This is a genomic window from Paraburkholderia sp. JHI2823, assembly GCF_038900695.1.
GTDB lineage: Bacteria > Pseudomonadota > Gammaproteobacteria > Burkholderiales > Burkholderiaceae > Paraburkholderia > Paraburkholderia mimosarum.
In genome coordinates, this window is record NZ_JAYMRY010000002.1 from 193,265 (window position 1) to 215,517 (window position 22,253).

The 22,253-nt window shown below is 66.2% G+C and carries 21 protein-coding genes and 1 pseudogene; 9 read left to right on the forward strand and 13 right to left on the reverse strand.

Features of this window, described 5'->3' with window-relative positions; translation table 11 throughout:
• Nucleotides 1-26 precede the first annotated feature (26 nt).
• Nucleotides 27-965: an outer membrane protein assembly factor BamE gene (locus tag VSR34_RS03420; RefSeq protein WP_342961864.1), complete on the reverse strand. Its 939-nt coding sequence runs from the start codon at nt 963-965 to the stop codon at nt 27-29.
• A 137-nt stretch (nt 966-1,102) separates the two neighbouring features.
• On the opposite strand from VSR34_RS03420, the gene fur reads away from it, so the two are divergent.
• Nucleotides 1,103-1,531 (forward strand): ferric iron uptake transcriptional regulator, encoded by a 429-nt coding sequence (gene fur, locus VSR34_RS03425; RefSeq protein WP_028209400.1) that lies wholly within the window; start codon nt 1,103-1,105, stop codon nt 1,529-1,531.
• A 132-nt stretch (nt 1,532-1,663) separates the two neighbouring features.
• Here fur and VSR34_RS03430 read toward each other — a convergent pair whose 3' ends face one another.
• The 3 genes and pseudogenes from VSR34_RS03430 to VSR34_RS03440 all read right to left on the reverse strand — a co-directional run.
• The gene (locus VSR34_RS03430) at nt 1,664-2,176 is read right to left on the reverse strand and encodes an ureidoglycolate lyase (protein WP_028230067.1); all 513 of its coding nucleotides are present in this window, start codon (nt 2,174-2,176) and stop codon (nt 1,664-1,666) included.
• Between the two features lie 13 nt (nt 2,177-2,189).
• Nucleotides 2,190-3,209: an allantoicase gene (alc, locus tag VSR34_RS03435; protein ID WP_028230066.1), complete on the reverse strand. Its 1,020-nt coding sequence runs from the start codon at nt 3,207-3,209 to the stop codon at nt 2,190-2,192.
• Nucleotides 3,210-3,366: 157 nt separating this feature from the next.
• Nucleotides 3,367-4,611, reverse strand: a pseudogene (locus VSR34_RS03440) (C4-dicarboxylate transporter DctA); the annotation flags it as partial.
• 271 nt (nt 4,612-4,882) lie between these two features.
• On the opposite strand from VSR34_RS03440, the gene VSR34_RS03445 reads away from it, so the two are divergent.
• Nucleotides 4,883-5,608, forward strand: coding sequence for an FCD domain-containing protein (locus VSR34_RS03445; RefSeq protein WP_042288207.1), 726 nt, complete (start codon nt 4,883-4,885; stop codon nt 5,606-5,608).
• A 54-nt stretch (nt 5,609-5,662) separates the two neighbouring features.
• On the opposite strand, the gene gap is transcribed toward VSR34_RS03445, so the two are convergent.
• On the reverse strand, nt 5,663-6,673 hold the full coding sequence (gap, locus tag VSR34_RS03450) for a type I glyceraldehyde-3-phosphate dehydrogenase (protein ID WP_028209397.1): 1,011 nt from the start codon (nt 6,671-6,673) through the stop codon (nt 5,663-5,665).
• 137 nt (nt 6,674-6,810) lie between these two features.
• Complete coding sequence (gene tkt / locus VSR34_RS03455) at nt 6,811-8,853, reverse strand: transketolase (protein ID WP_342961865.1); 2,043 nt, start codon at nt 8,851-8,853, stop codon at nt 6,811-6,813.
• A 387-nt stretch (nt 8,854-9,240) separates the two neighbouring features.
• On the opposite strand from tkt, the gene speE reads away from it, so the two are divergent.
• From speE to VSR34_RS03470, 3 genes are all read left to right on the forward strand, one after another.
• Nucleotides 9,241-10,107, forward strand: coding sequence for a polyamine aminopropyltransferase (speE, locus tag VSR34_RS03460; RefSeq protein WP_028230064.1), 867 nt, complete (start codon nt 9,241-9,243; stop codon nt 10,105-10,107).
• A 107-nt stretch (nt 10,108-10,214) separates the two neighbouring features.
• Nucleotides 10,215-10,628: a glyoxalase/bleomycin resistance/extradiol dioxygenase family protein gene (locus VSR34_RS03465; RefSeq protein WP_028230063.1), complete on the forward strand. Its 414-nt coding sequence runs from the start codon at nt 10,215-10,217 to the stop codon at nt 10,626-10,628.
• Between the two features lie 19 nt (nt 10,629-10,647).
• The gene (locus tag VSR34_RS03470; RefSeq protein ID WP_028230062.1) at nt 10,648-11,388 is read left to right on the forward strand and encodes a 16S rRNA (uracil(1498)-N(3))-methyltransferase; all 741 of its coding nucleotides are present in this window, start codon (nt 10,648-10,650) and stop codon (nt 11,386-11,388) included.
• 108 nt (nt 11,389-11,496) lie between these two features.
• Here the strand turns inward: VSR34_RS03470 and VSR34_RS03475 are convergent, their stop codons facing one another.
• The 3 genes from VSR34_RS03475 to VSR34_RS03485 form a co-directional block, all read right to left on the reverse strand.
• On the reverse strand, nt 11,497-12,054 hold the full coding sequence (locus tag VSR34_RS03475) for a barstar family protein (protein WP_036044223.1): 558 nt from the start codon (nt 12,052-12,054) through the stop codon (nt 11,497-11,499).
• 7 nt (nt 12,055-12,061) lie between these two features.
• Nucleotides 12,062-12,460, reverse strand: coding sequence for a ribonuclease (locus VSR34_RS03480; protein ID WP_028209391.1), 399 nt, complete (start codon nt 12,458-12,460; stop codon nt 12,062-12,064).
• 315 nt (nt 12,461-12,775) lie between these two features.
• The gene (locus tag VSR34_RS03485; protein ID WP_342961866.1) at nt 12,776-15,070 is read right to left on the reverse strand and encodes an NADP-dependent malic enzyme; all 2,295 of its coding nucleotides are present in this window, start codon (nt 15,068-15,070) and stop codon (nt 12,776-12,778) included.
• Nucleotides 15,071-15,256: 186 nt separating this feature from the next.
• Here VSR34_RS03485 and thiL point away from each other — a divergent pair, with 186 nt between their 5' ends.
• Genes thiL through VSR34_RS03505 form a run of 4 tightly spaced genes read left to right on the forward strand, consistent with a single transcriptional unit; the run spans nt 15,257 to nt 17,988 of the window.
• Nucleotides 15,257-16,258 carry a thiamine-phosphate kinase gene (gene thiL, locus VSR34_RS03490; RefSeq protein WP_342961960.1) on the forward strand — a complete coding sequence of 334 codons (1,002 nt, stop codon included), beginning with the start codon at nt 15,257-15,259 and terminating at the stop codon, nt 16,256-16,258.
• Nucleotides 16,248-16,850: a phosphatidylglycerophosphatase A gene (locus VSR34_RS03495; protein WP_028230059.1), complete on the forward strand. Its 603-nt coding sequence runs from the start codon at nt 16,248-16,250 to the stop codon at nt 16,848-16,850. The genes thiL and VSR34_RS03495 overlap by 11 nt, the downstream gene beginning before the upstream one ends.
• A gap of 47 nt (nt 16,851-16,897) precedes the next feature.
• Complete coding sequence (locus tag VSR34_RS03500) at nt 16,898-17,398, forward strand: CinA family protein (RefSeq protein WP_028230058.1); 501 nt, start codon at nt 16,898-16,900, stop codon at nt 17,396-17,398.
• 53 nt (nt 17,399-17,451) lie between these two features.
• The gene (locus VSR34_RS03505; RefSeq protein WP_028230057.1) at nt 17,452-17,988 is read left to right on the forward strand and encodes a cupin domain-containing protein; all 537 of its coding nucleotides are present in this window, start codon (nt 17,452-17,454) and stop codon (nt 17,986-17,988) included.
• Between the two features lie 76 nt (nt 17,989-18,064).
• On the opposite strand, the gene pyrF is transcribed toward VSR34_RS03505, so the two are convergent.
• From pyrF to VSR34_RS03525, 4 genes are all read right to left on the reverse strand, one after another.
• Nucleotides 18,065-18,880 carry an orotidine-5'-phosphate decarboxylase gene (pyrF, locus tag VSR34_RS03510; RefSeq protein WP_028209384.1) on the reverse strand — a complete coding sequence of 272 codons (816 nt, stop codon included), beginning with the start codon at nt 18,878-18,880 and terminating at the stop codon, nt 18,065-18,067.
• Between the two features lie 168 nt (nt 18,881-19,048).
• Complete coding sequence (locus VSR34_RS03515) at nt 19,049-20,143, reverse strand: aldose 1-epimerase (RefSeq protein ID WP_342961867.1); 1,095 nt, start codon at nt 20,141-20,143, stop codon at nt 19,049-19,051.
• A 390-nt stretch (nt 20,144-20,533) separates the two neighbouring features.
• Nucleotides 20,534-21,448, reverse strand: a complete 915-nt coding sequence (locus tag VSR34_RS03520) for an SMP-30/gluconolactonase/LRE family protein (protein WP_342961868.1) — start codon at nt 21,446-21,448, stop codon at nt 20,534-20,536.
• A complete protein-coding gene (locus tag VSR34_RS03525; protein ID WP_342961869.1) occupies nt 21,445-22,245 on the reverse strand; it encodes an SDR family oxidoreductase in 801 nt (266 codons plus the stop codon). Before VSR34_RS03525 ends, VSR34_RS03520 begins: the two co-directional genes overlap by 4 nt.
• Nucleotides 22,246-22,253: the final 8 nt, after the last annotated feature.

Here is a 22,253-nt window from a genome sequence, read left to right on the forward strand (position 1 = left end):
GATGCCCGGCAACCGCTGCGCTACGGTCAGTTGGGAGCCACAGCCCCGGAAGCCGGCACGGTGGGCGGCGCCGCGAGGGCCGAATCCCGCGCCGGCCCCGAGGGCGGCGGCGCATTGTTGTCGCCGGTGCCCTGGGCGCCGGCAGTCGGGCCCACCGGGTTGCTCGGCGGCACGCCCTGGATCTGGGGCGGCGGTTGACGATGCAACTGGACCTGCGACGGCATCGTGCCGACGTTCTGCGGCAACGCCGACGAAGTGGGATTGCCCGCGCGCACCGAAGGCGTGAGGCCCGTCGGCGTTTGCACCGCTTCGGTGGCGCGGTTCGCGGCGGCGGCGGCCTGCGCGTTGGCGTCCTGCGGCAGCGCATTGGTGGCCGCGCCGACTTCCGACGACGGCGTGCGCACCGTGTCGCCCACGGTCGGGCCGATCGCGCTCGAAGTCTCGGTTGCCGCACCGGATGCAGCGGCTGCGGCAGGAGCCGAAGCGCCCGACGCCGGCGCTGCGGCGACGGCGTGCTTCTTGCCGCTGCGGTCGCCGTCGATTTCGGCGAGCAATTCGAGGTTGGACGGGAGGTCTTCGCCGCCCGACCAGCTCGCCACACGGTCGCCTTCGAACAGCACGACGAAGTCGCGCTGCTGGACCACGGCGGTCGAGCCGCGCTTGAAATAGAAGATGTAGTCCCAGCGGTTCGCATGGAACATGTCGGTGAGGAGCGGCGTGCCGAGCAGTTGCTTGACCTCGGCCCGCGACATGCCAACGCGCATTTGCGCCGCGGCTTCCGCCGAAACGAAGTTGCCTTGCACGATGGTAATGCGATAAGGCGTGATGCTTTGGGCCACGCGCTGCGTCACGCTGTCGTAGGATTTGCAGCCGGCGAGCGCCGCGAACGCGGCCGCAGCCAGCAGGGTGCACGCCAGGCGGCCGCCGTACATGCGTCGGCCGATCGTTGTGAATTCTGGAATCATTTCCCTCACCGTGCGGGCTTTTTCGCGAAGCCGCGCGTGTTCTCTAGAAGTTCGTTCGAAGTTCTGCCGAAAATGCCCGTGACGGCAAAAACCCATTAACATAAGAACCTAGCATTGTACTCCAGGGACTTATCGTCATGACCAATCCAACCGATCTCAAGAACATCGGTCTCAAGGCGACGCTGCCTCGCCTCAAGATCCTGGAGATTTTTCAGCACAGCGCCGTGCGTCACCTCACCGCCGAAGACGTCTATCGCAATCTGCTGAACGAGGAGCTCGACATCGGCCTCGCCACGGTTTATCGGGTTCTCACGCAGTTCGAGCAGGCCGGGCTGCTCACGCGCAGCAACTTCGAATCGGGCAAGGCGGTGTTCGAGCTCAACGAAGGCACCCACCACGACCACCTCGTGTGCCTCGACTGCGGCATCGTCGAAGAATTCTTCGACCCCGAAATCGAGAAGCGCCAGCAGATGATCGCCAACGAGCGCGGCTTCAAGCTTCAGGAGCATGCGCTCGCCATGTATGGCACCTGCACGAAGGAAAACTGCCCGCACCGCAAGCACTGAACTGCGTCAAGCGGCATAAAAGCAAACGCCACGGCAGACCTGCCGTGGCGTTTTCGTTTGGGCGCTGCCGTGTTTCGATTTCCCGGTGGCCTGGCGAGCCGATCTTGCAAAAGCTGCCGGCCAGGCCGGATCTCAGGCGAGCGCGAGCAGCGTATCGGCGGGCTCCAGCCGCCAGGCGCGCTCGAGCGTGATCTCGTCGCAGTTCGGCTGCGCGCCGCCCCGGTCGATCACAAGGAAGTCGCTCACGCGGTCGAAGGCGAGCAGCGGATGATGCCAGACGCCCTTGGCGTAATTGACGCCCTGCCCGGGCGCGGCCCAGAACGCCCGCATCCGCGCCGGATCGAACTCGCCCGCGGGCGCGACCACGATGGCGTAGCGCGCCCCGCCGAGCGGCACGAACGCCTGGCTGCCGAGCGGATGCCGCTCCATCATCGCAATTTCGACGGGCCACGCGCGCGGCTGGGCGCGAAACACGCTGACGATGGGCCGGCCGCCCGCCTCGTTCACATCGAGCGTGGCGAGGTCGTGGAAGCGCTCGGTCGTGCCGCCGTTGATCGGAAAGTGGCGGGCGCCTTCGAGTTCGATGACGTCGCCGAACGGCGCGAACGCCGCGCGCGTCAGCGGTTCCATGCGCAGGGTTTGCATCCCGGCTCCTCGCTCAAACGGGTTCGCCCCACAGGCGCAGGCGCGAGACGCCGCCGTCGGGGAAGATGTTGAAACGCACATGCGTGACCGCGCCGAGCGCCGCCACGCCGTCCTCGAACACGTGCTGCTTGTCCATTTCCAGCTTCTGCTCGCCGAGCAGCGTCGGCCAGAACATCGCCTGGGTCACGAGCGACTCGTCGGTGCCGCCCGCCACGCTGGCCGCCTGGAGTGAACAGCGGTCCGGATAGTTGCCCTTGAAGTGTGCGGTATCGACTTCGATCCTGCGGATGATGCCGGGCCGCGCGAGCGCCACGATCGCCCAGTCGTTGCCGGGCTCGCGGCGGCGGCGGGTCTCCCAGCCGTCGCCCATGTTCACGCCGCGGCCCGGCATGAGCAGCGTCGAGGCGAGCCCGAAATGCTGATTGTTGGCCGCGACGAGATACGCGCCGTTCTCGATCGCCGCGAGATCGACGAGGCTGCCGCGCGCGAGCGTGCTCCAGTCGCGCCGGGGCTGGCCGTACACTCGCAGGCGCGCGAGGCCGCCATCGGGATAGAGATTCACCCGCAAATGCGTGAACGCGCGCGTGTCGCTCACATCGACGTAGTGATGCTGGTTGCCCTGCAGGGTCGTGGCCGGGACGATGGTCTGCCAGTCGGCATTGTCGCCCGGCGCTTCGTCGTCGCCCGTCGGCGCGTAGCACGCCTCGATCGACGCCGCCGGCGGAAAGTTGCCCGTGAAATGGCTCGTGTCCAGATCCACGCCGTAGATCACCCCGGGGCGCGCGAGCCGCACCACGCAGAAGTCGTGTCCCGTCGTGCGCTTGCGACGGGTTTCCCAGCCGTCCATCCACTTGCCGTGGTCATCGTACTTGCCGGGGATGAAGACCGCGGGCTGCGGATCGAGCATGCGCTCCTTCGGCGCGAAGAACTCGTCGCTCGCATGGAGCGCACGGGCGCCGAGACGCGGATCGGCGAGGTTCATGTAGCGGCGCGTGAAGGCGGGAGCGTTCGGGTCGAGAGTCGGAATGGCCATGATGGTGTCGTTCGCTAAATGTTCAGTTATCCAGATGAAAGTGCGACGGGATGAAAGCTCAGGCGTGAGCCGGCTTGCCGCCGAGCGGGTCCTCCTCGCCTTGCGCTTCGCCTGCGTCGCCCGAACCGGCGGGCGCGTACAGGAAGCCTTCGTCGAGATTCAGCACGCGTTTGGCGCGCGCCTTGTCGATGTCGCGCTCCCACACCGCGACCACCACCGTCGCGACGCAGTTGCCGATGAGGTTCGTGAGCGCGCGGGCGATGCCGACGAACCAGTCCACCGGCAGGATCAGCACGAGGCCGAGCACGGGAATCGCGGGAATGGCGGAAAGCGTGGCCGCAAGGATCACGATGGCCGAACCGGGAATGCCGTGCGCGCCCTTCGAGGTGACGAGCGAGACGAGCACCACGACGATGAGGTCGTGCATCGACAGCGGCGTGTTGGTGGCCTGCGCGATGAAAATCACGGCGAGCGTGAGGTAGATCGAGAAGCCGTCGAGGTTGAACGAGTAGCCGGTCGGGATCACGAGACCCACGGTGGAGTCCTTCACGCCCATCCATTCGAGCTTGCGCATGACCTGCGGCAGCACGGCGTCCGACGAGGCGGTGCCGAGCACGATCGAAAGCTCTTCGCGCAGATAGCGGATCAGCTTGAACACGTTGAAGCCCGCGAGCCGCATGACGATACCGAGCACCACCGCGACGAACACGATGCAGCTCGCGTAGAAAACGATCACGAGCAGGCCGAGCTGCTTGAGCGACGCGACGCCGTAGGTGCCGGTCGTGAAAGCGATCGCGCCGAGCACGCCGAGCGGCGCGAGCTTGATGATGAAGCCCATCACGCGGAAGAACACCTGCGCGAGCTCGTCGATGATCGAATTCACGCGCTGCGCTTTCGGGCCGAGCAGCGAGAGCGCGCTGCCGAACAGCACCGAGAACACGAGAATCTGCAGGATGTCGCCCTTCGCAAACGCGTCGAAGGCCGTGTCGGGAATGATCTTGAGCAGGAACGCGGCGGTGTCCTTGAGGCTCTTCGCGTGCTCGGTGTAGGTCGCAAGCGATGCGGCGTCGAGCGAATGCAGATCGACGTTCATGCCCGCGCCCGGACGCGTGAGATACGCGAGCACGGCGCCGATCACGAGGGCGAGCGTCGTCATCGCTTCGAAGTAGATCACCGACTTCAGACCGACGCGGCTCACCTTCTTGAGGTCGCCCGCGTGCGCCATACCGCTCACGACCACGCAGAACACAATGGGCCCGATCACCATCTTGATGAGCTTGAGAAAACCGTCGCCGAGCGGTCTGAGCGACTGGGCGAAATGGGGAAACACCGCGCCAACGACGATGCCCAGCACGAGGGCGATGACTACGCGGCCAAACAGCGAATTGAAGAACTTCGTCACGACTCTCTCCTGAGGGCAAGTGGAGCAAGCAACTGTTCGGACTGGTCTGACCAGCACTGTTATAGCGGATAGTAGGAAGCCGATATAGTGGAGTCAAGGTCGCGATGTGCGGTGTTTACCCTCCTGCGGTCTGACCAGTTTTCGGGCCGGAGCGCAGACCCTTGCCGCCACTCGCGCCGGGCCTTGACGCAATCTACGCAACGCACCATGCGGGTGCGCCGGGCGAGGACTACAATGCTGGTCAGACCACGCGAGATGCCCGCGCCATCCGATGAAGAACGTTCCGCACACCGTCACCGACGCCGCCATCGCCACGATCCGCGAACGGATCGAGGGCGGGCTCTATCCGGTCGGCACCCTCCTGCCCGCGCAGCGGCAACTGTCGGAGGAGCTGGCGATCAGCCGCGCGTCGCTGCGCGAGGCGCTCTCGACGCTCGAAGCGCTCGGCATGCTGTCGATCCGCGCGGGCAAGGGCGTCTACGTGACGAGCGCGCAAGCCGCGAGTGCGCACCCATGGCGCTTCGCCGAGCAGACGTCGCTGCCCGACACCTACCAGATGCGCTACGCGCTCGAGGGCTTCGCCGCGCGCATGGCGGCGCTCGCCATCGGCGACGCCGACGTCGCGTGGCTCGAAGCGAACACCGAGGCGTTGCACAGCGCCCTCGCCTGCGAGGAACTCGACGAGGCCGCGCAACTTGACTTCGAGTTCCACATGCGCATCGTGAATCTCGCGGGCAACGCGGCGATCGAGTCGATCCTGCGCAGCAGCGCCGACATCATGAAGGAGAGCCAGCGCATGCCCTTCTACCGGCGCGAGCGCGTGCTGTCCACGCACCGCGAGCACGCGCTGATCGTCGCGGCGCTCAAGGCGCGCGATTCGGCGGCGGCCGGCGAGGCGATCGAGGCGCACATCGCCAACGCGGCACAGCGCGCTGGCGTGTACTTTCCAACTCCGCCGGCCTTCGCCGGCGCGGCGCCACGTGCGATCGAGAAGTAAGGACGAAAAAAAACCGCCCCGAGAGGCGGTTTTTTCATGCAGCGCAGAGCGTGCTTACTTCGCGTTCGCGAAAGCCACAGCCGTATCGAGCATGCGGTTCGAGAAGCCCCACTCGTTGTCGTACCAGCTCGACACCTTCACGAGACGGCCCGAGACCTTCGTGAGCGTGGCGTCGAACGTCGACGATGCCGGGTTGTGGTTGAAGTCGACCGAAACCAGCGGTGCGTCGTTGTAGCCCAGAATGCCCTTGAGCGCGCCTTCCGAAGCTTCCTTCATGATCGCGTTGACTTCCTCGACCGTCGTGTCGCGCTTGGCGATGAACGACAGGTCGACGATCGACACGTTGATGGTCGGGACGCGGATCGCGTAGCCGTCGAGCTTGCCGTTCAGTTCCGGCAGCACGAGGCCGACAGCGGAGGCCGCGCCCGTCTTCGTCGGGATCTGGCTGTGCGTGGCCGAGCGCGCGCGGCGCAGGTCTTCGTGGTACACGTCGGTCAGGACCTGGTCGTTCGTGTACGCGTGGATCGTCGTCATCAGGCCGGTTTCGAGGCCGATCTTGTCGTTCAGCGGCTTGACGAGCGGCGCGAGGCAGTTGGTCGTGCACGATGCGTTCGAGATGACCGTGTGCTCGGCCTTCAGCACGTTGTGGTTCACGCCGTAGACGATGGTCGCGTCGACGTCCTTGCCGCCGGGCGCCGAGATGATGACCTTCTTCGCGCCGCCCTTGATGTGGGCGCTCGCCTTCTCCTTGGTCGTGAAGAAGCCCGTGCACTCCATCACGACGTCGACGCCCAGCTCGCCCCACGGCAGTTCGGCCGGGTTGCGGTTGGCCAGCACGCGGATCTTGTCGCCGTTCACGACGAGGTAGTCGCCGTCCACCGAGACTTCGCCCGGGAACTTGCCGTGTGCCGTGTCGTATTGCGTCAGATGCGCGTTGGTCTTCGCGTCACCCAGGTCGTTGATCGCAACGATCTGGATGTCGTGCTTCTTGCCGTTCTCGTAGAACGCGCGAAGCGTGTTACGGCCGATGCGGCCGTAGCCATTGATAGCGACGCGAATGGTCATGATTTATCTCCTGAGGGCTGAAAAAATTCTGAAACCAGTGCTGCACTGGCGTCTACGCGCGCCGGGGCGGCGCCGCGCGACGCTCAAGGCAGCGGGCCCGCCCGATCTTGCCGATCAGGCGGGCCCGTCACGCTTGCTTAGTTGTCGAGCGCGGCCCTGGCCGTTGCCACGACGTTTTCGACCGTGAAGCCGAAGTGCTTGAACAGCACGCCAGCCGGGGCCGATTCGCCGTACGTGTCGATGCCGACCACGCCGCCTTCGAGGCCCACGTACTTGCGCCAGAAGTCGGTCACGCCGGCTTCGATCGCGATGCGGCGCACGCCTCTCGGCAGCACGCGCTCGCGGTATTCGGCGTCCTGCTTGTCGAACACGTTGGTCGACGGCATGGACACCACGCGGGCGCCAATGCCTTCGCGTTGCAGCGCTTCGACGGACTTCATCGCCAGTTCGACTTCCGAGCCCGTCGCGATGAGGATCACCTTGCGGCTCGGGATGTCGTCGTTCCAGTCCTTGAGCACGTAGCCGCCCTTCGCGATGTTGGCGATCTGGGCATCGGTGCGCTCGTTGAATGCGAGGTTCTGACGGCTGAAGACGAGGCTCGACGCGCCGTGATGCGCGATAGACTCGGTCCAGGCCACGGCGGTTTCCACGGTGTCGGCCGGGCGCCAGACCGTCATGTTCGGAATCAGGCGCAGGCTTGCGACGTGTTCGATCGACTGGTGGGTCGGGCCGTCTTCACCGAGGCCGATCGAGTCGTGCGTGAACACGAAGATCGACGGGCACTTCATCAGCGCGGCCACGCGCAGCGCGTTGCGGCTGTAGTCGGAGAACGTGAGGAACGTGCCGCCGAACGCCTTGTAGCCGCCGTGCAGGTTGAGGCCGTTGAGCGCCGCGCTCATGCCGAACTCGCGCACGCCGTAGTTGATGTGGTTGCCCCACTGGATGCCGGTCTCGCCCGCCTTGGCGGCGCGCACGGGCTTCGAGGCCTTCCAGTTGGTGAGGTTCGAACCGGTCAGGTCGGCCGAGCCGCCGAGCAGTTCGGGCAGTGCGGCGGCCAGACCTTCGATGGCCTGCTGCGATGCCTTGCGGGTGGCGACGGTTTCCTTGCGCGAGTCCGCGCCGGCGACGATCGCGGCAGCCTTCTGCGCCCAGTCGGCCGGCAGCTGGTGAGCCATGCGGCGCTCGAATTCCGCGGCTTCGGCCGGGTACTTCGCCTTGTACGCGGCGAACTGCTCGTTCCATGCGGCTTCGAACTTCGCGCCGGCGGCCTTCGCGTCCCAGTCTGCGTAGACTTCCTGCGGCAGCGTGAACGGCTCCCACTTCCAGCCTGCGGCTTCGCGCCATTTGGCGATTTCCTCCGCACCGAGCGCCGCGCCGTGCACGTCGTGGCCGCCCTGCTTGGTGGGCGCGCCCTTGCCGATGATGGTCTTGCAGCAGATCAGCGTGGGCTTGTCAGAAGCCTTGGCCTTCTGGATGGCCGCGTCGACCGCGTCCACGTCGTGGCCGTCCACGTGCGGGATGACGTTCCAGCCGTAGGCTTCGAAGCGCTTGGGCGTGTCGTCGTGGAACCAGTTGACCACGTCGCCGTCGATCGAGATGCCGTTGTCGTCATACAGCGCGATCAGCTTGTTGAGCTTGAGCGTGCCGGCGAGCGAGCAGGCTTCGTGCGAGATGCCTTCCATCAGGCAGCCGTCGCCGAGGAACACGTAGGTGTGGTGGTCGACGATCTTCGCATCGGCCTTGTTGAACTCCGCGGCGAGCAGCGCTTCGGCCAGCGCCATGCCGACCGAATTCGCGAGACCCTGGCCTAGCGGGCCCGTGGTCGTCTCCACGCCCGGCGTCATGCCGAATTCGGGGTGGCCCGGCGTTTTCGAGTGCAGCTGACGGAAGTTCTTCAACTCCGCCATCGGCAGATCGTAGCCTGTCAGATGCAGCAGCGAGTAGAGCAGCATCGAGCCGTGGCCGTTCGACAGCACGAAGCGGTCGCGGTCGCTCCAGTGCGGGTTCGTCGGGTTATGGCGCAGATGGCGCGACCACAGCGCGACGGCGATCTCGGCCATGCCCATGGGCATGCCGGGGTGGCCGGAATTCGCTTGCTGGACGGCGTCCATGGACAGCGCACGGATTGCGTTGGCCATCAGCTGGGTGGTAGCAGGGGAGGCGGAGGACGAGGTCGTCATGTCGAGTCCGGAAGTGTGCAAAAAGCGGCGTGGGGGCGATGTCACAAAGCGCGGGCGCGCACAGCAGCGGAGGGTCCGGAAGCTCGGCAAATCGCCCGCTCGGGCGCACATGCGGCGCCAGGAGACGCGAAACGGCCAGAGCAAACGGAAGAGGCTGCAAAGCGCATTATTCTAGCAGATCGTGCGGATTATCCCTGGCCGCAGGGCGTGAGGCATCGGCATCCACGCCGGTCCGCGGCCGCTGCGGCCGGGGCCTGTTCCATGGACTTTATAATGGCGCTGTTGGCCTCCGCTGTTGGCCCTCACTGTTGGCCCCATTTTCCGCGCCCGCTTTTTCACCGCCCTTCGAGCGCGGCTGGCTGCTCGGGCCGCGCCTCCAGGACTTTCGTGACCGACTCCCTCGTTTTCCATCCCGCGGCCAACGCGCTTTACGGCTTTCCCGGTGCGCGCCGCCTCGCCGCCGCCGACACGCCGTGGCAGCGCATCGAGGTCTGGGACACGCCGCAGCTCGGTTGCCTTTTCACGCTGGACGGCCGCCCGATGACCTCCGCCGGCGACGAATTCATCTACCACGAATGCATGACGCACCCGGCCGCGCTCACGCACCCCGCGCCGCGCGCGGCGCTCGTGCTGGGAGGCGGAGACGGCGGCGCGGCGCGGCAACTGCTGCGCCACCCGGGCATCGGGCGCATCGTCGTGGCCGAACTGGATCCCGAGGTCGTGCGCCTGACCGGCGACTACCTGCCCGAAGTGCGCGGCAGCGCCTTCGACGATCCGCGCGTGGAACTCGTGCTCGGCGATGCCGCGGCGTTCGTCGCCACGACTCAAGAGCGCTTCGATCTGGTCGTCTTCGATCTGACTCCGCCGGATTCGCCAGCCGCCGGGCTCTATACGCCTGCGTTTTACGGCGCGCTAAAACGCGTGATGACGGCCAACGCTCTCGTCTCGCTGCATCTCGGCTCGCCGTTCCATCACGCCGAGCGGGTGGCCGCGCTGCTCGCCGGACTGCGGGCGGCTTTCCCGGTCGTGCGGCCGCTCGCCGCCTATGTGCCGCTCTACGGTTCGCTCTGGCTCATGGCGGTCGCGAGCGACGCGCTCGACCCTGCCGCTGCCGACGCCGCCACGCTGCAGGCGCGCGCGGCCGAGCGGCATCTCGAAGGCTTGCGCTACTACGACGCGCAGTTGCACGCGGCGCTCCTCAAAGCCGCGCTCACCGCCCGCGATAAACTAGGCGAACTCCTACAGCTTTACTGACGCTGGCCATGGAAAATGGCAGTCCCTGATACTTGCCTCGTCGTGGGCGCATGAGCCCAGGAGCGGCAATGGGCGCCCCATCTGAAACGCGAATCTGGAGAGACTCGATGACCCCACCCCGCCCCGCCGGCGTGCCGTGGCTCACCCCGTATCTGACGGTGCGCGATGCGCGCGCCTCGCTGGCCTTTTATCAGGCGGCCTTCGGTTTTGGCGTCCGTGACAGCGTGGAAGACGACGGCGCACTCATGCACGTGGAAATGACCTATCACGATCAGCTGATCGTCATGTTCGCGCCGGAAGGGGCGTTCGGGTCGACGGCGCGCACGCCGCAAAGCGCAAAAACGGTCGCGCCTCAATCCTTTTATTTGTATGTCGACGATGTCGACGCGGTTTATGCGCGGGCACTCGAAGCCGGCGCCAGATCGTTGAGCGAGCCACAGGACCAATTCTGGGGAGACCGTTTCGCGCAGGTCGAAGACCTCGACGGTTACCGCTGGGCGCTTGCTCGCCACCTGTCCTGAATCAATGAGAAATAGTCTTATGCCCCGTTTTTTCGTCGGTAGTTCCCTCCAAACCGACGACGTTGTCACCCTTCCCGACGAGGTCACGCGGCACATCCAGGTGCTGCGCCTGCAACCCGGCGACACCGTCGTGCTGTTCAACGGCCTCGGCGGCGAATATAGCGCCGAGATTCTCGAAATGGAGCGCCGCGACACGCAGGTGCGTATCGGCCCGTACCGCGACATCGAGGCCGAACCGCCCTACCGGCTCACGCTCGCGCAAGGCATTGCGGGCAGCGACAAGATGGACTGGCTGATCGAAAAAGCGGTCGAACTGGGTGCCACGAACTTCGTGCCGCTCACCACCTCGCGTAGCGTCGTGAGACTCTCGGGCGATCGCGCAGTGCGCCGCCAGGCACACTGGCAGCGCATCGTGCAGGCCTCGTGCGAACAGTGCGGCCGCAACCGCATGCCCGAAGTCGCGTCCACGCGGGAAATCGCCACGTGGCTCGGGTCGTTGCCCAAGCGCCCCGGCGACGGCGAGTTGCGCGTACTGCTCTCGCCGCGCGCGAACGTGTCGTTCTCCACCCTGCCCGCCGAGCCGCCGACGGGCGAAGTGACGGTGCTGGTCGGGCCCGAAGGCGGGTTTTCGTCGCTGGAAGAAGCCGCGGCGCTCGACCACGGTTTCATCGCCGTGGGGCTCGGGCCGCGCGTCCTGCGCACCGAAACGGCTGGCATCGCCGTGCTTGCGGCGCTCGCCGCACGCTGGGGTGGCTGGTAAAAATGACAAAGCCCGCCGGAAGGCGGGCTTTGGGTTTTCTGTGGCATGCGCGCGACGCAATGTTCGCTCGTCCAGGGCAAAATCGCCCGGCAAAATCGCCTGACGAACTCAGGCGAACGAATAAAACACCCGGAACGGCACCTTGCGCTCGGCCCAAAATTCCGACGCTTCACGGAACACGTCGAGCAGTGTCTCGCGCCCGTCCTTGTCGAACTTCTGGGCGATCGGCAGTCCCTCAAGCACGATCACGAAACCCGGCTGCTCCCCAGCCTTCTGCACCAGATCGGTCAGGCAATCGTACAAACCATCGTAGTTCTTGCCGAAATGCTTCGGAAACAGAAACGATGTGGCAATGGTCTCGAGCACCTCCTGCCGGGTTTGCGCATTCGCGCAAAATGCGTAGAGGAAATGCTGCTGCAGCCGCTGGGCTTCGTCCGCGAGATCCTGAATGCGAAACGCCCGGATCGACTGGACGATATTCGGCTGCACGGTCGAAAACAGGCTCATGGCCCCCTCGTTCGATGAAAGCGCCGCCTCGTCCTGGCGCGCCTCGCTGTCTTGCTTCAATTGCATGACGCGCTGGAACAGGTTGCCCTCCCCGGACGCGAACAGATCGCTCGCGACCCGCGGGTCGTGTGCGTAAACGTTATCGCTCATACCGCTCATCCCGGTGTCAATCAATAATTCGCCTGAAACTGGCGTAGTGGTCGTCGGAGTAGTAACAGTTGTCGGTCCGCTTGCGCGGGCCGCCGCAAACAATGCGCTTGGCGCCGCGGTTGTGCGCGCCTGACGTCGGCACGGTGTACTCGTGATAGTAGCCCCGCCGGTGCGGTGGCAATATCTGCTCGAAATTGCCGAATACGACGCCGTCCTTCTCATACGGGAACGGGCCGCCTGCCGCAATCAGGCCCAACGTATTGACCGCCTCGCGCGGCAGTTCGTTGACCGAAATGCTGCCGACCGAAGTACTCGCCTCGTCTGCCTGATTCGTGCGCGCCTGAGCGCCGCAGGCTCCGAGCGCCGCCGTGACCGCTGCCGTGACCACCAGCGCGACCGCCGCAGCCCGCCGCATGCCGTACAAACCATCGCCGAAACAATGAGTTAGACGAGGCGCCATCACCTGGTTCCCGCTTCCCGAGTTACGTATTCGACGACGATGAAAGGTGTAAGGGTATCGCTAATGATGTCCAGAAGCAATGTTCGCCAGGCGACAACGGCCCGTGCTTGACTGCGCACAAAAACCAGACAGGTAAATTTTACAATCTGTTTTGTGCTATCACCCCTGCGGAGAAGCCTGATCTCCCCAAGCAAAAAGGCGGCGCGCCCATAGAGCGCGCCGCCTTTGGGAAGCAGTCACCGGCATTGCCGGTGCGACGGACGAATGCGCTTAGCGCGACGCGTTCACGTCCGCGACGAGCAGCGCCGTCATGTTGACGATGCGGCGCACCGTAGCGGACGCCGTCAGCACATGGACCGGCTTCGCCGCGCCCAGCAGGATCGGCCCGATGGCGATGTTGTTGCCGGCCGCCGTCTTGAGCAGGTTGTAGGAGATGTTCGCCGCGTCGATGTTCGGCATGATGAGCAGGTTCGCTTCGCCTTCTAGCGTCGATTCGGGCAGGACTTCCTTGCGCAGGTTCGCATCGATCGCCACGTCGCCGTGCATTTCGCCGTCCACCTGGAGGTCAGGAGCGCGCTCCTTGAGAATATCGAGCAGGTCGCGCATTTTCTGCGCGGAAGGCGCATTGCTCGAACCGAAGTTCGAATGCGAGCACAGCGCGATCTTCGGCTCGATGCCGAAGCGACGCACTTCCTCGGCGGCCATGATGGTGATTTCCGCGAGCTGCTCGGGCGTCGGGTCGACGTTGACGTGCGTGTCGACGATGAAGATCTGGCGATTCGGCAGCACGAGCGCGTTCATCGCCGCATAGACGTTGCAGCCGGCCTTCTTGCCGATCACCTGGTCGATGAAGTGCAGATGGCGGTGCGTCGTGCTGACCGTGCCGCAGATCATGCCGTCGGCCTCGCCCTTCTCCACGAGCATCGAGCCGATCAGCGTGGTGCGGCGGCGCATTTCGAGCTTCGCCATTTGCTGCGTGATGCCCTTGCGCGCCATGAGCTTCGCGTAGGTCTGCCAGAACTCGCGATAGCGCTCGTCGTGGTCGGTGTTGACCACCGTGTAGTCCTGGCCCGCGACGAGACGCAGGCCATAGCGCGCAATGCGCTGCTCGATCACGGCCGGGCGGCCGATCAGGATGGGCTTCGCGAGCTTTTCGTCGACCGCGATCTGCACCGCGCGCAGGATGCGCTCCTCTTCGCCCTCGGCGAACACGATGCGCTTCTTCTCCGGCTCCGCGGCGCGCGCGAGCTGGAAGATCGGCTTCATGGTCGTGCCGCTGTGGTAGACGAACTGCTGGAGGTGCTGCTCGTAGGCGTCCATGTCCTCGATCGGACGGGTCGCGACGCCCGACTCCTTGGCCGCCCTGGCGACGGCCGGCGCGATCTTCACGATCAGGCGCGGGTCGAACGGCTTCGGAATCAGGTACTCCGGGCCGAACTGCAGATCCTGGATGCCGTAGGCCGTGGCCACGACGTCGCTCTGCTCCTGGCGCGCCAGCTCCGCAATGGCGTTCACGGCGGCGATTTCCATCTCGCGCGTGATGGTGGTCGCACCCGCGTCCAGCGCGCCGCGGAAGATGAACGGGAAGCACAGGACGTTGTTCACCTGGTTCGGATAGTCGGTGCGGCCCGTGGCGATCACGGCGTCCGGGCGCACTTCGAGCGCCAGTTCCGGCAGGATTTCCGGCGTGGGATTGGCGAGCGCGAGAATGAGCGGCTTGGCCGCCATCTGCTTGACCATGTCCTGCTTGAGCACACCGCCCGCTGAAAGGCCGAGGAAAATATCGGCGCCTTCGATCACTTCCGCGAGCGTGCGCGCGTGGGTCTCGCGCGCAAAACGCTCCTTGTCCGGGTCCATGAGCTCGGTGCGGCCCTTGTAGACCACGCCCGCGAGGTCGGTTACAACGATGTTTTCGAGCGGCAGCCCGAGGTCGACCAGCAGGTCCAGGCACGCCAGCGCCGCCGCGCCCGCGCCCGATGCCACGAGCTTGACCTCCTTGATGTCCTTGCCCACGACCTTCAGGCCGTTCGTGAAGGCGGCAGCCACCACGATGGCGGTGCCGTGCTGGTCGTCGTGAAAGACCGGGATCTTCATGCGCTTGCGCGCTTCACGTTCGACGATGAAGCACTCGGGCGCCTTGATGTCCTCCAGATTGATGCCGCCGAAGGTGGGTTCGAGCGCGGCGATCACGTCGACGAGCTTGTGCGGGTCCGTCTCGTTCAGCTCGATATCGAACACGTCGATGCCCGCGAACTTCTTGAAGAGCACCGCCTTGCCTTCCATCACGGGCTTCGAGGCGAGCGGCCCGATGTTGCCGAGGCCGAGCACGGCCGTGCCGTTCGACACGACGCCCACGAGGTTGCTGCGCGCCGTGAAGCGCGCGGCGTTGAGCGGATTCTCGACGATCGCCTCGCACGCGAACGCCACGCCCGGCGAGTACGCAAGCGAGAGATCGCGCTGGTTGATCATCTGCTTGGTCGGCGCAATCGCGATCTTCCCCGGCGTGGGGAACTCGTGATAGTCGAGGGCGGCTTCGCGGAGCTTGTTCGTGGCGGGATTCGACATGAGAGGCAGGACGTGAGTGCAGATTAGAATAACAACTCGAACGCTACGTTGACCGATTGTAGCGCCAATCTCCCGCGGCATTCTTTACAGTTCGGGCGCAGGTGCCGCGACCGGCATGCAGGGAACGCCGCGCCGGTGCGCCCCCTCACGGCGTCGCCCCAGGCCATTCGTCATAGTCCTTTCGTCATGCTTTCCGAGTTCTCGCTCATCGACCGATATTTCGCCCGGCGCGCGCGCACGAACACACGGCGTGCCGTGCTCGGCATCGGCGACGACTGCGCGCTCATCGCGCCCGCCGCCGGCGAAATGCTGGCCGTCTCCACGGACATGCTCGTGGAAGGCCGTCATTTTTTCCCCGATATCGATCCGCACGCGCTCGGCCACAAGGCGCTGGCCGTCAATCTGTCGGACCTCGCCGCGATGGGCGCGCAGCCGCTCGGCTTCACGCTCGCATTCGCGCTCCCGAAGCCGGCCGAGGATTGGCTCGCCGCGTTCAGCGCGGGACTCTTCGAGCTGGCCGACCGCTACGACTGCGAACTGATAGGCGGCGACACCACGGCCGGCCCCCTCAATCTGTGCCTGACGGTCTTCGGGTCGGTGCGGCAGGATGTCGCGCTTCGGCGCGACGCCGCCCGGGCAGGCGACGACATCTGGGTCTCCGGCACACCCGGCGACGCGCGTGCGAGTCTCGGGCTGCTGCGCGGCGAATGGCAAGTCAATGGGCAGACGAATGAGCAGGACGCCGCGCACTTTCGCCGCGCGCTCGAATACCCGGAGCCGCGCGTAGCGCTGGGTCTCGCGCTGCGCGGCGTCGCACGCGCGGCGCTGGACGTGTCGGACGGCCTGGCCGGCGACCTGCTCCACATTCTCGAGCGCTCGAACCTCGCCGCGACGATCGATGTCGACAGTCTGCCGATTTCGCCCGCGCTCGCCCGCCTGCCGCGCGACGTGCAACTGCAGTGCGCACTGGCGGGCGGCGACGATTACGAGTTGTGCTTCACGGCGGCGCCTGGGCAGCGCGCCGCTGTCGAGGCGGCGGCGCAACACGCCGGCGTGCGTGTCACGCGCATCGGTACAATGAGTGCCCTCACTTCGCCGCAAACCGCTCCTGCGATCGCCTGGCGCGACGCCGCGGGCACGATGCTCAATCTGACGTTGCAAGGTTTCGACCACTTCCATGCAGACTGACCCCACGCCATCGCCCGCCAGCGATTACGCGAGCGCCGGACAGCCGGCTCCCGCGGCAGGCGCGGCGTCCAACGCCTCCGGGCCGGCCGGGCCAGGGCGCTCGGGCGGCCCGCGCCGCGCGGACGCGCCGTTCATGCTCACGCATCCGCTGCATATCCTCTCGCTCGGCTTCGGCTCCGGCCTCTCGCGGCTCGCACCCGGCACGGCCGGCACGCTCTTCGCGTGGGCCGCGTTCGAGGTGCTCAACCGCTACCTCACCGTGACCGAGTGGGGATTGCTGATCGTCGTGGGCTTCTTCGCGGGCATCGGCATCACGGGGTTCACGGCGAAGAAGCTGCGCACGGAAGACCCTTCCGCCATCGTCTGGGACGAGATCGTCGCGTTCTGGCTCGTCCTGCTGATGGTCACGCCCGTCGATTTCGAGGGCCGGCTGTGGGCCTTCGTCGTCTTCCGGTTCTTCGATATGGTGAAGCCGCCGCCCATTCGCTATTTCGACAGGCGTTTCAAGGGCGGCCTCGGCATCATGCTCGACGACATCGTCGCCGCGTTTTTCACGCTGCTCGTGATCGCGCTGTGGCGCATGTCGGTCTAACCGCCCGTCCACCAACGAGCCGCCGCCACTTCAACGGACTTCCAGCGATGCCCACCGATTCCGTCGTCTACCAACTCGCCATCCGCGTCGGCAACAAGCTGCGCGACGGGCGTCTCATGCTCGCGACCGCCGAGTCCTGCACCGGCGGCATGATCGCCACCGCCATCACCGACATTTCCGGCAGCAGCGGCTGGTTCGAGCGCGGTTTCGTCACCTATTCGAACCAGGCAAAGACCGAGATGATCGGCGTGCCGCCCGAACTCATCGAGAAGCACGGCGCGGTGAGCGAGCCGGTCGCCCGCGCGATGGCCGAAGGCGCGCTCACCAACAGCCGGGCACAGCTTTCGCTGGCCGTTACGGGCGTCGCGGGACCCGGCGGCGGCACGCCGGAAAAGCCGGTCGGCATGGTGTCGTTCGGCTGGAGCAACCGGCTCCATACGAGCATCGAGACGCTGGTGTTCAAGGGCGACCGCGAGCAGATCCGCGTGCAGGCGGCCGCGCACGCGCTGCGCGGGCTGCTCGCGTTCATCGACGAACAGGAACGCTAAACCCGCCCGCTGCGATCGGACCGCCGGTCGGGGCAACCACGGAGGTTCTCGCCATGGCCACAACGCATCCCGCAGTGGGAGAACTGATCCGCCGCTTCGGTCTCGAACCGCACCCGGAAGGCGGCTACTACAGCGAAACCTATCGCGCCGACAATCTCGTGCGCCGTGACGGCGCAAGCGACGCAGACGGCACGCGCGCGGCATCGACCGCCATCTACTTCCTGCTCGCGGAAGGTGCTTACTCGGCATGGCATCGCATCCGCTCCGACGAACTGTGGCACTTCTATGCGGGCTCGCCCATCGAGATCCATTCGATCGATGAGCGCGGCGTGCTCTCCACGCGCAAGCTCGGGCATGCGCTCGAACACCCCGGCACCGTGTTCCAGGCCGTCGTGCCGGCGGGGCACTGGTTCGCGGCGCGCTGCTGCGACCCGTCGACGTATGCGCTCGTGGGCTGCACGGTCGCGCCGGGGTTCGAATTCGGCGAGTTCGAGATCGCCGACGTCGACGCGCTCGCCGCGAAATATCCGCTGCATCGCTCGATCATCGAGTTGCTCGGCAAACCGGCTTCGGTCGCGAAGAAGGATTGAGCGGCCCCGCGCATCACGAAGGCCGCTCATCTTCGGAAACCGTCCGGCGCATGGGGAGCGCAGGACGTTTCCGCCGTCAACGATAAGCGTTGATCTTGTCGCGCGTCTCGCGGGCAGCCGTTGCAGCTGCCTGCGCGTAGTCCTCACCCTTGCTCGCGTAGATGATCGCGCGCGACGAGTTGATGAGCATGCCCGTGCCGTTGGCGGTGCGCCCCGCCTTCACGGTCGCTTCGACGTCGCCGCCCTGCGCGCCGATTCCCGGAATCAGGAGCGGCATGTCGCCCACGATCGCACGCACGGTTTCGATCTCCTTCGGAAAGGTCGCGCCTACGACAAGACCGAGTTCGCCGCTCGCGTTCCATTTGTTCGCCGCGAGGTCCGCCACCACTTGATAGAGCGGCTTGCCGTCGGTCGTCAAAAACTGGAGATCGGAACCGCCGGGGTTCGACGTGCGGCACAGTACGATCACGCCCTTGCCCTCGTGCGCGAGCCACGGCTCGATCGAGTCGTAGCCCATGTACGGATTGACCGTCACCGCATCGGCCTGGAAGCGCTCGAACGCTTCGCGCGCGTATTGTTCAGCAGTACTGCCGATGTCGCCGCGCTTGGCGTCGAGGATCACGGGCAAGCCCGGATGCTTTTCGTGGACGTGTGCAATGAGCGCTTCGAGCTGGTCTTCGGCGCGATGCGCGGCAAAGTAGGCGATCTGCGGCTTGAACGCGCATGCATAGGCCGCGGTGGCGTCGACGATGTCGCGGCAGAACTCGAAGATCGCGTCGCTGCGGCCGGCCAGTGCGGCTGGAAATTTCGTCGGCTCGGGGTCGAGGCCAACGCACAGCAGCGAGCCAGTGCGCTGCCAGGCGGCGCTGAGGGTCTGGGTGAAGGAGGTCATGGTGAGCGCTCGCGGCGAGCGAGCCGGTGAAGAGAAACGGCGCGTATTTTACCCGGCTTGGGGCCGGACGCCTCCAGACACCTCGGGGCGTCCCCGGCCGGTCCCAGCGCCGCAAGCCGCGCCGCAGCCGGCCACGGCCACGGTGCGCTTTCATCCGATGAAGTGCGCTCAAGCGCGCACGCGTGCCCCCTTGGCACCGCGCGCGCCCGAGCGGCCGCGCGCCCCGGCGCGGTGCGGGCTGGCCGCCGCCCGCATGTCCATGCGCTCTACCGTAAAGCTGAAGCGCCGCATGAGCCGCTCGCCGTGCCCGAGCACGGTCATGCCGTTTGCGTCACCGCCACCGCGCAGGTTCACGGCGTTGATCGGGTGATCGACGGGCTCGAAGCAGAAGAAGTCGGCGCCGGGGGGCGTGTAGAGCACGTAATAGTCCGTGTTGGCGCAAATGGACAGTGAGAGCCGCCGGCGCTCCCACACCACGGCGGCGCGCCCGCTCCAGCCGCTGAACGCATGATTGACGAGTTGCGCCGGCAACGGATACGCCACGCCGAACTGCCAGGCGGGCGGCGCGGGCACGTGGCGCACCGGCAGCCAGTCCTCGCCCGAGAGCCACAAGCCGCTCGCGGGTGCGGAAAGCTCGGTGCTCGCGTCGCGCGCGAGGAACGGATGCACGCCCAGGCCGAACGGCAGCGCATCGCGTCCCGTGTTCTCCACTTCGAGGCCGATCGTGAGCGTCGCGCCGTCCAGCGCATAAGTGAGCGCCGCGCGGTACGCGTAGGGGTCGCCGTCGCTGCGATCGAGCACGAGGCGCACGTTCTCGCGATCGGCGCTTTCGATGCTCCAGGGTGCAAGCCAGCCGTCGCCGTGAATGGGCATCGGCTCGCTGGCGCGATTGCGGGGCACCTCGACATCGCGGCCGCCGAAATGAAAGCGCCCTTCGCCGATGCGATTCGAATACGGCAGCAGCGGGTAGCACGCAAGCTCGTTCGGGTCCATGCGCGCACTCACGCGCTCGCAGCGGCGGAAGACGGGCTCGAACGCGCCTTCGCTGCGCCAGTCGAAACGCGTGATTCCGCCGCCCAGCTGGGGCGCGACGTCGAGCCTCAGATACGCGTTCGCAAGGGTCACGCAGGCTACGTCGCTCGTGCCCGCCGCGCCGATTGCGACGGCGGAGGTGCTGGGCCCCGGCATCACAGGATGGGTGGCGGCTTCGAGCCGCGCGCGGCGCGCGGCGGCGGCAGGGGAGACAGCGGCGGAAGGCGCCACGCTCTGCGGCGTTGCGGCGGTGCCTGCGGTAACGGAACGGGAACGGGTAGATCGACGCACAGCGGAATTCGCGACGCTCATTAGATGCTCCTCGAGAGGCAAGTTTGATTGCCGCCGCAAAAGGCGGCTCACTGGTGGCCTGACGACGCCGTACGCTCGCTCAACTGCCAGCTCTCGCACGGGCCTGCGGCCGCTTCTTGTGTTCGCCCTTCTATTGGTACTGGCAAAGCCGACTGCACACTTTCGATCGACTGCATCTGTTGCTGAACTGCAACGACTATCCGTCTGCTTGTGCTGCGCGCTGCCCCGTTTCCTCGGCGCAAGCGGCGCGTGCTTATCGTCTGACGAGATCGCACGCACCCCTTTCAGGCAACGCTCGATACGGCGAACTCAAACGCGCCGCCGCCCCTGAAACCGCGGTTCTTCAAGGCCCAGGCGGCCGATCCGAAGCGCGAACACACCGCCCGCATGCGGCTCGCGCGCAAGGGCCTCCTCCTCCATCTCCTCGCGCGCGCTCGTGACGTAGAGCGTGTCCAGCAGCGCACCGCCGAGCGTAACGCAGCTTGGTTGCGCTGTGGGAATCTTTACGCGCTCGGTTTCCACGCCGTCGGGGCCGTAACGCACCACACGCTCGCCGCCCCACTGCGCGTTCCAGAGGCCGCCTTCGGCGTCGACGGTGGAGCCGTCCGGCACGCCGGTCTCGTCAGCGAGCGTTGCGAACGTGCGTTCGTTCGCAATCGTTCCATCCGCGCCGTAGTCGCATGCGCGGATCTCGCGCGTGGGGGAATCGCAGTAGTACATCGTCGCGCCGTCCGGGCTGAACGCGATGCTGTTCGAGATCGCGGGCGCGGGCAGCGGCAGGCGTTCCAGCGTCAAATCGTGATTCAGGCGATAGAAGCCGCCAATGGCTTGCCTCGGCGTGCCCTCGTACTTCGTGCCGAACACGAAGCGCCCCTGGCGGTCGCAGCGCCCATCGTTCAGGCGCGTCGGCGCGCCGGGCTCGACCTCCACGATCGTCTCTATCTCGCCCGTCTCCAGATCGAAGAACGCGAGACGCGAGGCGAGGCCCAGTAGCAGCGTGCGCTCGTCTTCGCACAGCGCGAAGCAGGCGACCCGCTCCGGCATGTTCCACGTCATGAGCTTGCCGTCGCGCGTGTCGTAGCGCGCGAGCCGCTTGTTCGTGATGTCGACCCAGTAAAGCCGGCCGCTGCGCGCACACCAGGTCGCGCCCTCGCCCAGCTCGCATTTCGAGTGAACGAGGAGCTCAGCCACCGCCTCGTTCGCTGCACTTTGATTCGCGCTCATGCCCAGCCCCCGTCCACGACGATGTCCTGCGAAGTGATCATGCGGCTGTCGTCGGCGGCGAGAAAGAGCGCCATGCGCGCGAGGTCTTCGGGCAGCAGTTCGGCGTCGATGCACTGGCCGCGCTTGATGTCCTCGCGGCCTTCGTCGGTGAGCCACAGGCGCCGCTGTCTGTCCGTCATGACCCAACCCGGCACGAGCGAATTCACGCGAATGCCGTACGGCCCCAAGTCCTTGGCGAGCCCGCGCGTGAGCCCCTGCACCGCCGACTTGGCCATCACATAGACCGGATACTGCGCGTTCTTGAGCATCCAGCTGATCGAGCCGAGATTGATGATGGAGCCGGCGCGCGCCGCTTTCATGTCCTCGACCACGGCCTGCGCCGCGAACAATTGATGGCGCACGTTCACGGCAATGCCGGCGTCGAACGATTCCGGCGTGACTTCGGCGAGCGTGTGGCGCCTGTCGTTGGCCGCGTTGTTGACTAGTACCTCGATCGGTCCGAGCGCCGCTTTCACATCGGCGATGGCGGCGCGCAGGGCCGCGATGTCGGTGAGATCGACATCGGCAAAAAGCGGCTGGTGGCGCGAGTCGCCGAGCTCGTCGGCGAGCGCCTGGCCGGCGCTCGCGTCGATGTCAAAGAACGCCACGCGCGCGCCCTGCGCGGCGAAGTGCTCGACGAACGACGCGCCGATGCCGGTCGCGCCGCCCGTGATGAGCACCACGCGGTCGGCCAGGCTCGGATAGCGCGCGTAGTTTTCGTGCGCGTGGCGCGCGAGCGCGTTAGCGGGAGACGACATCGTTTTGG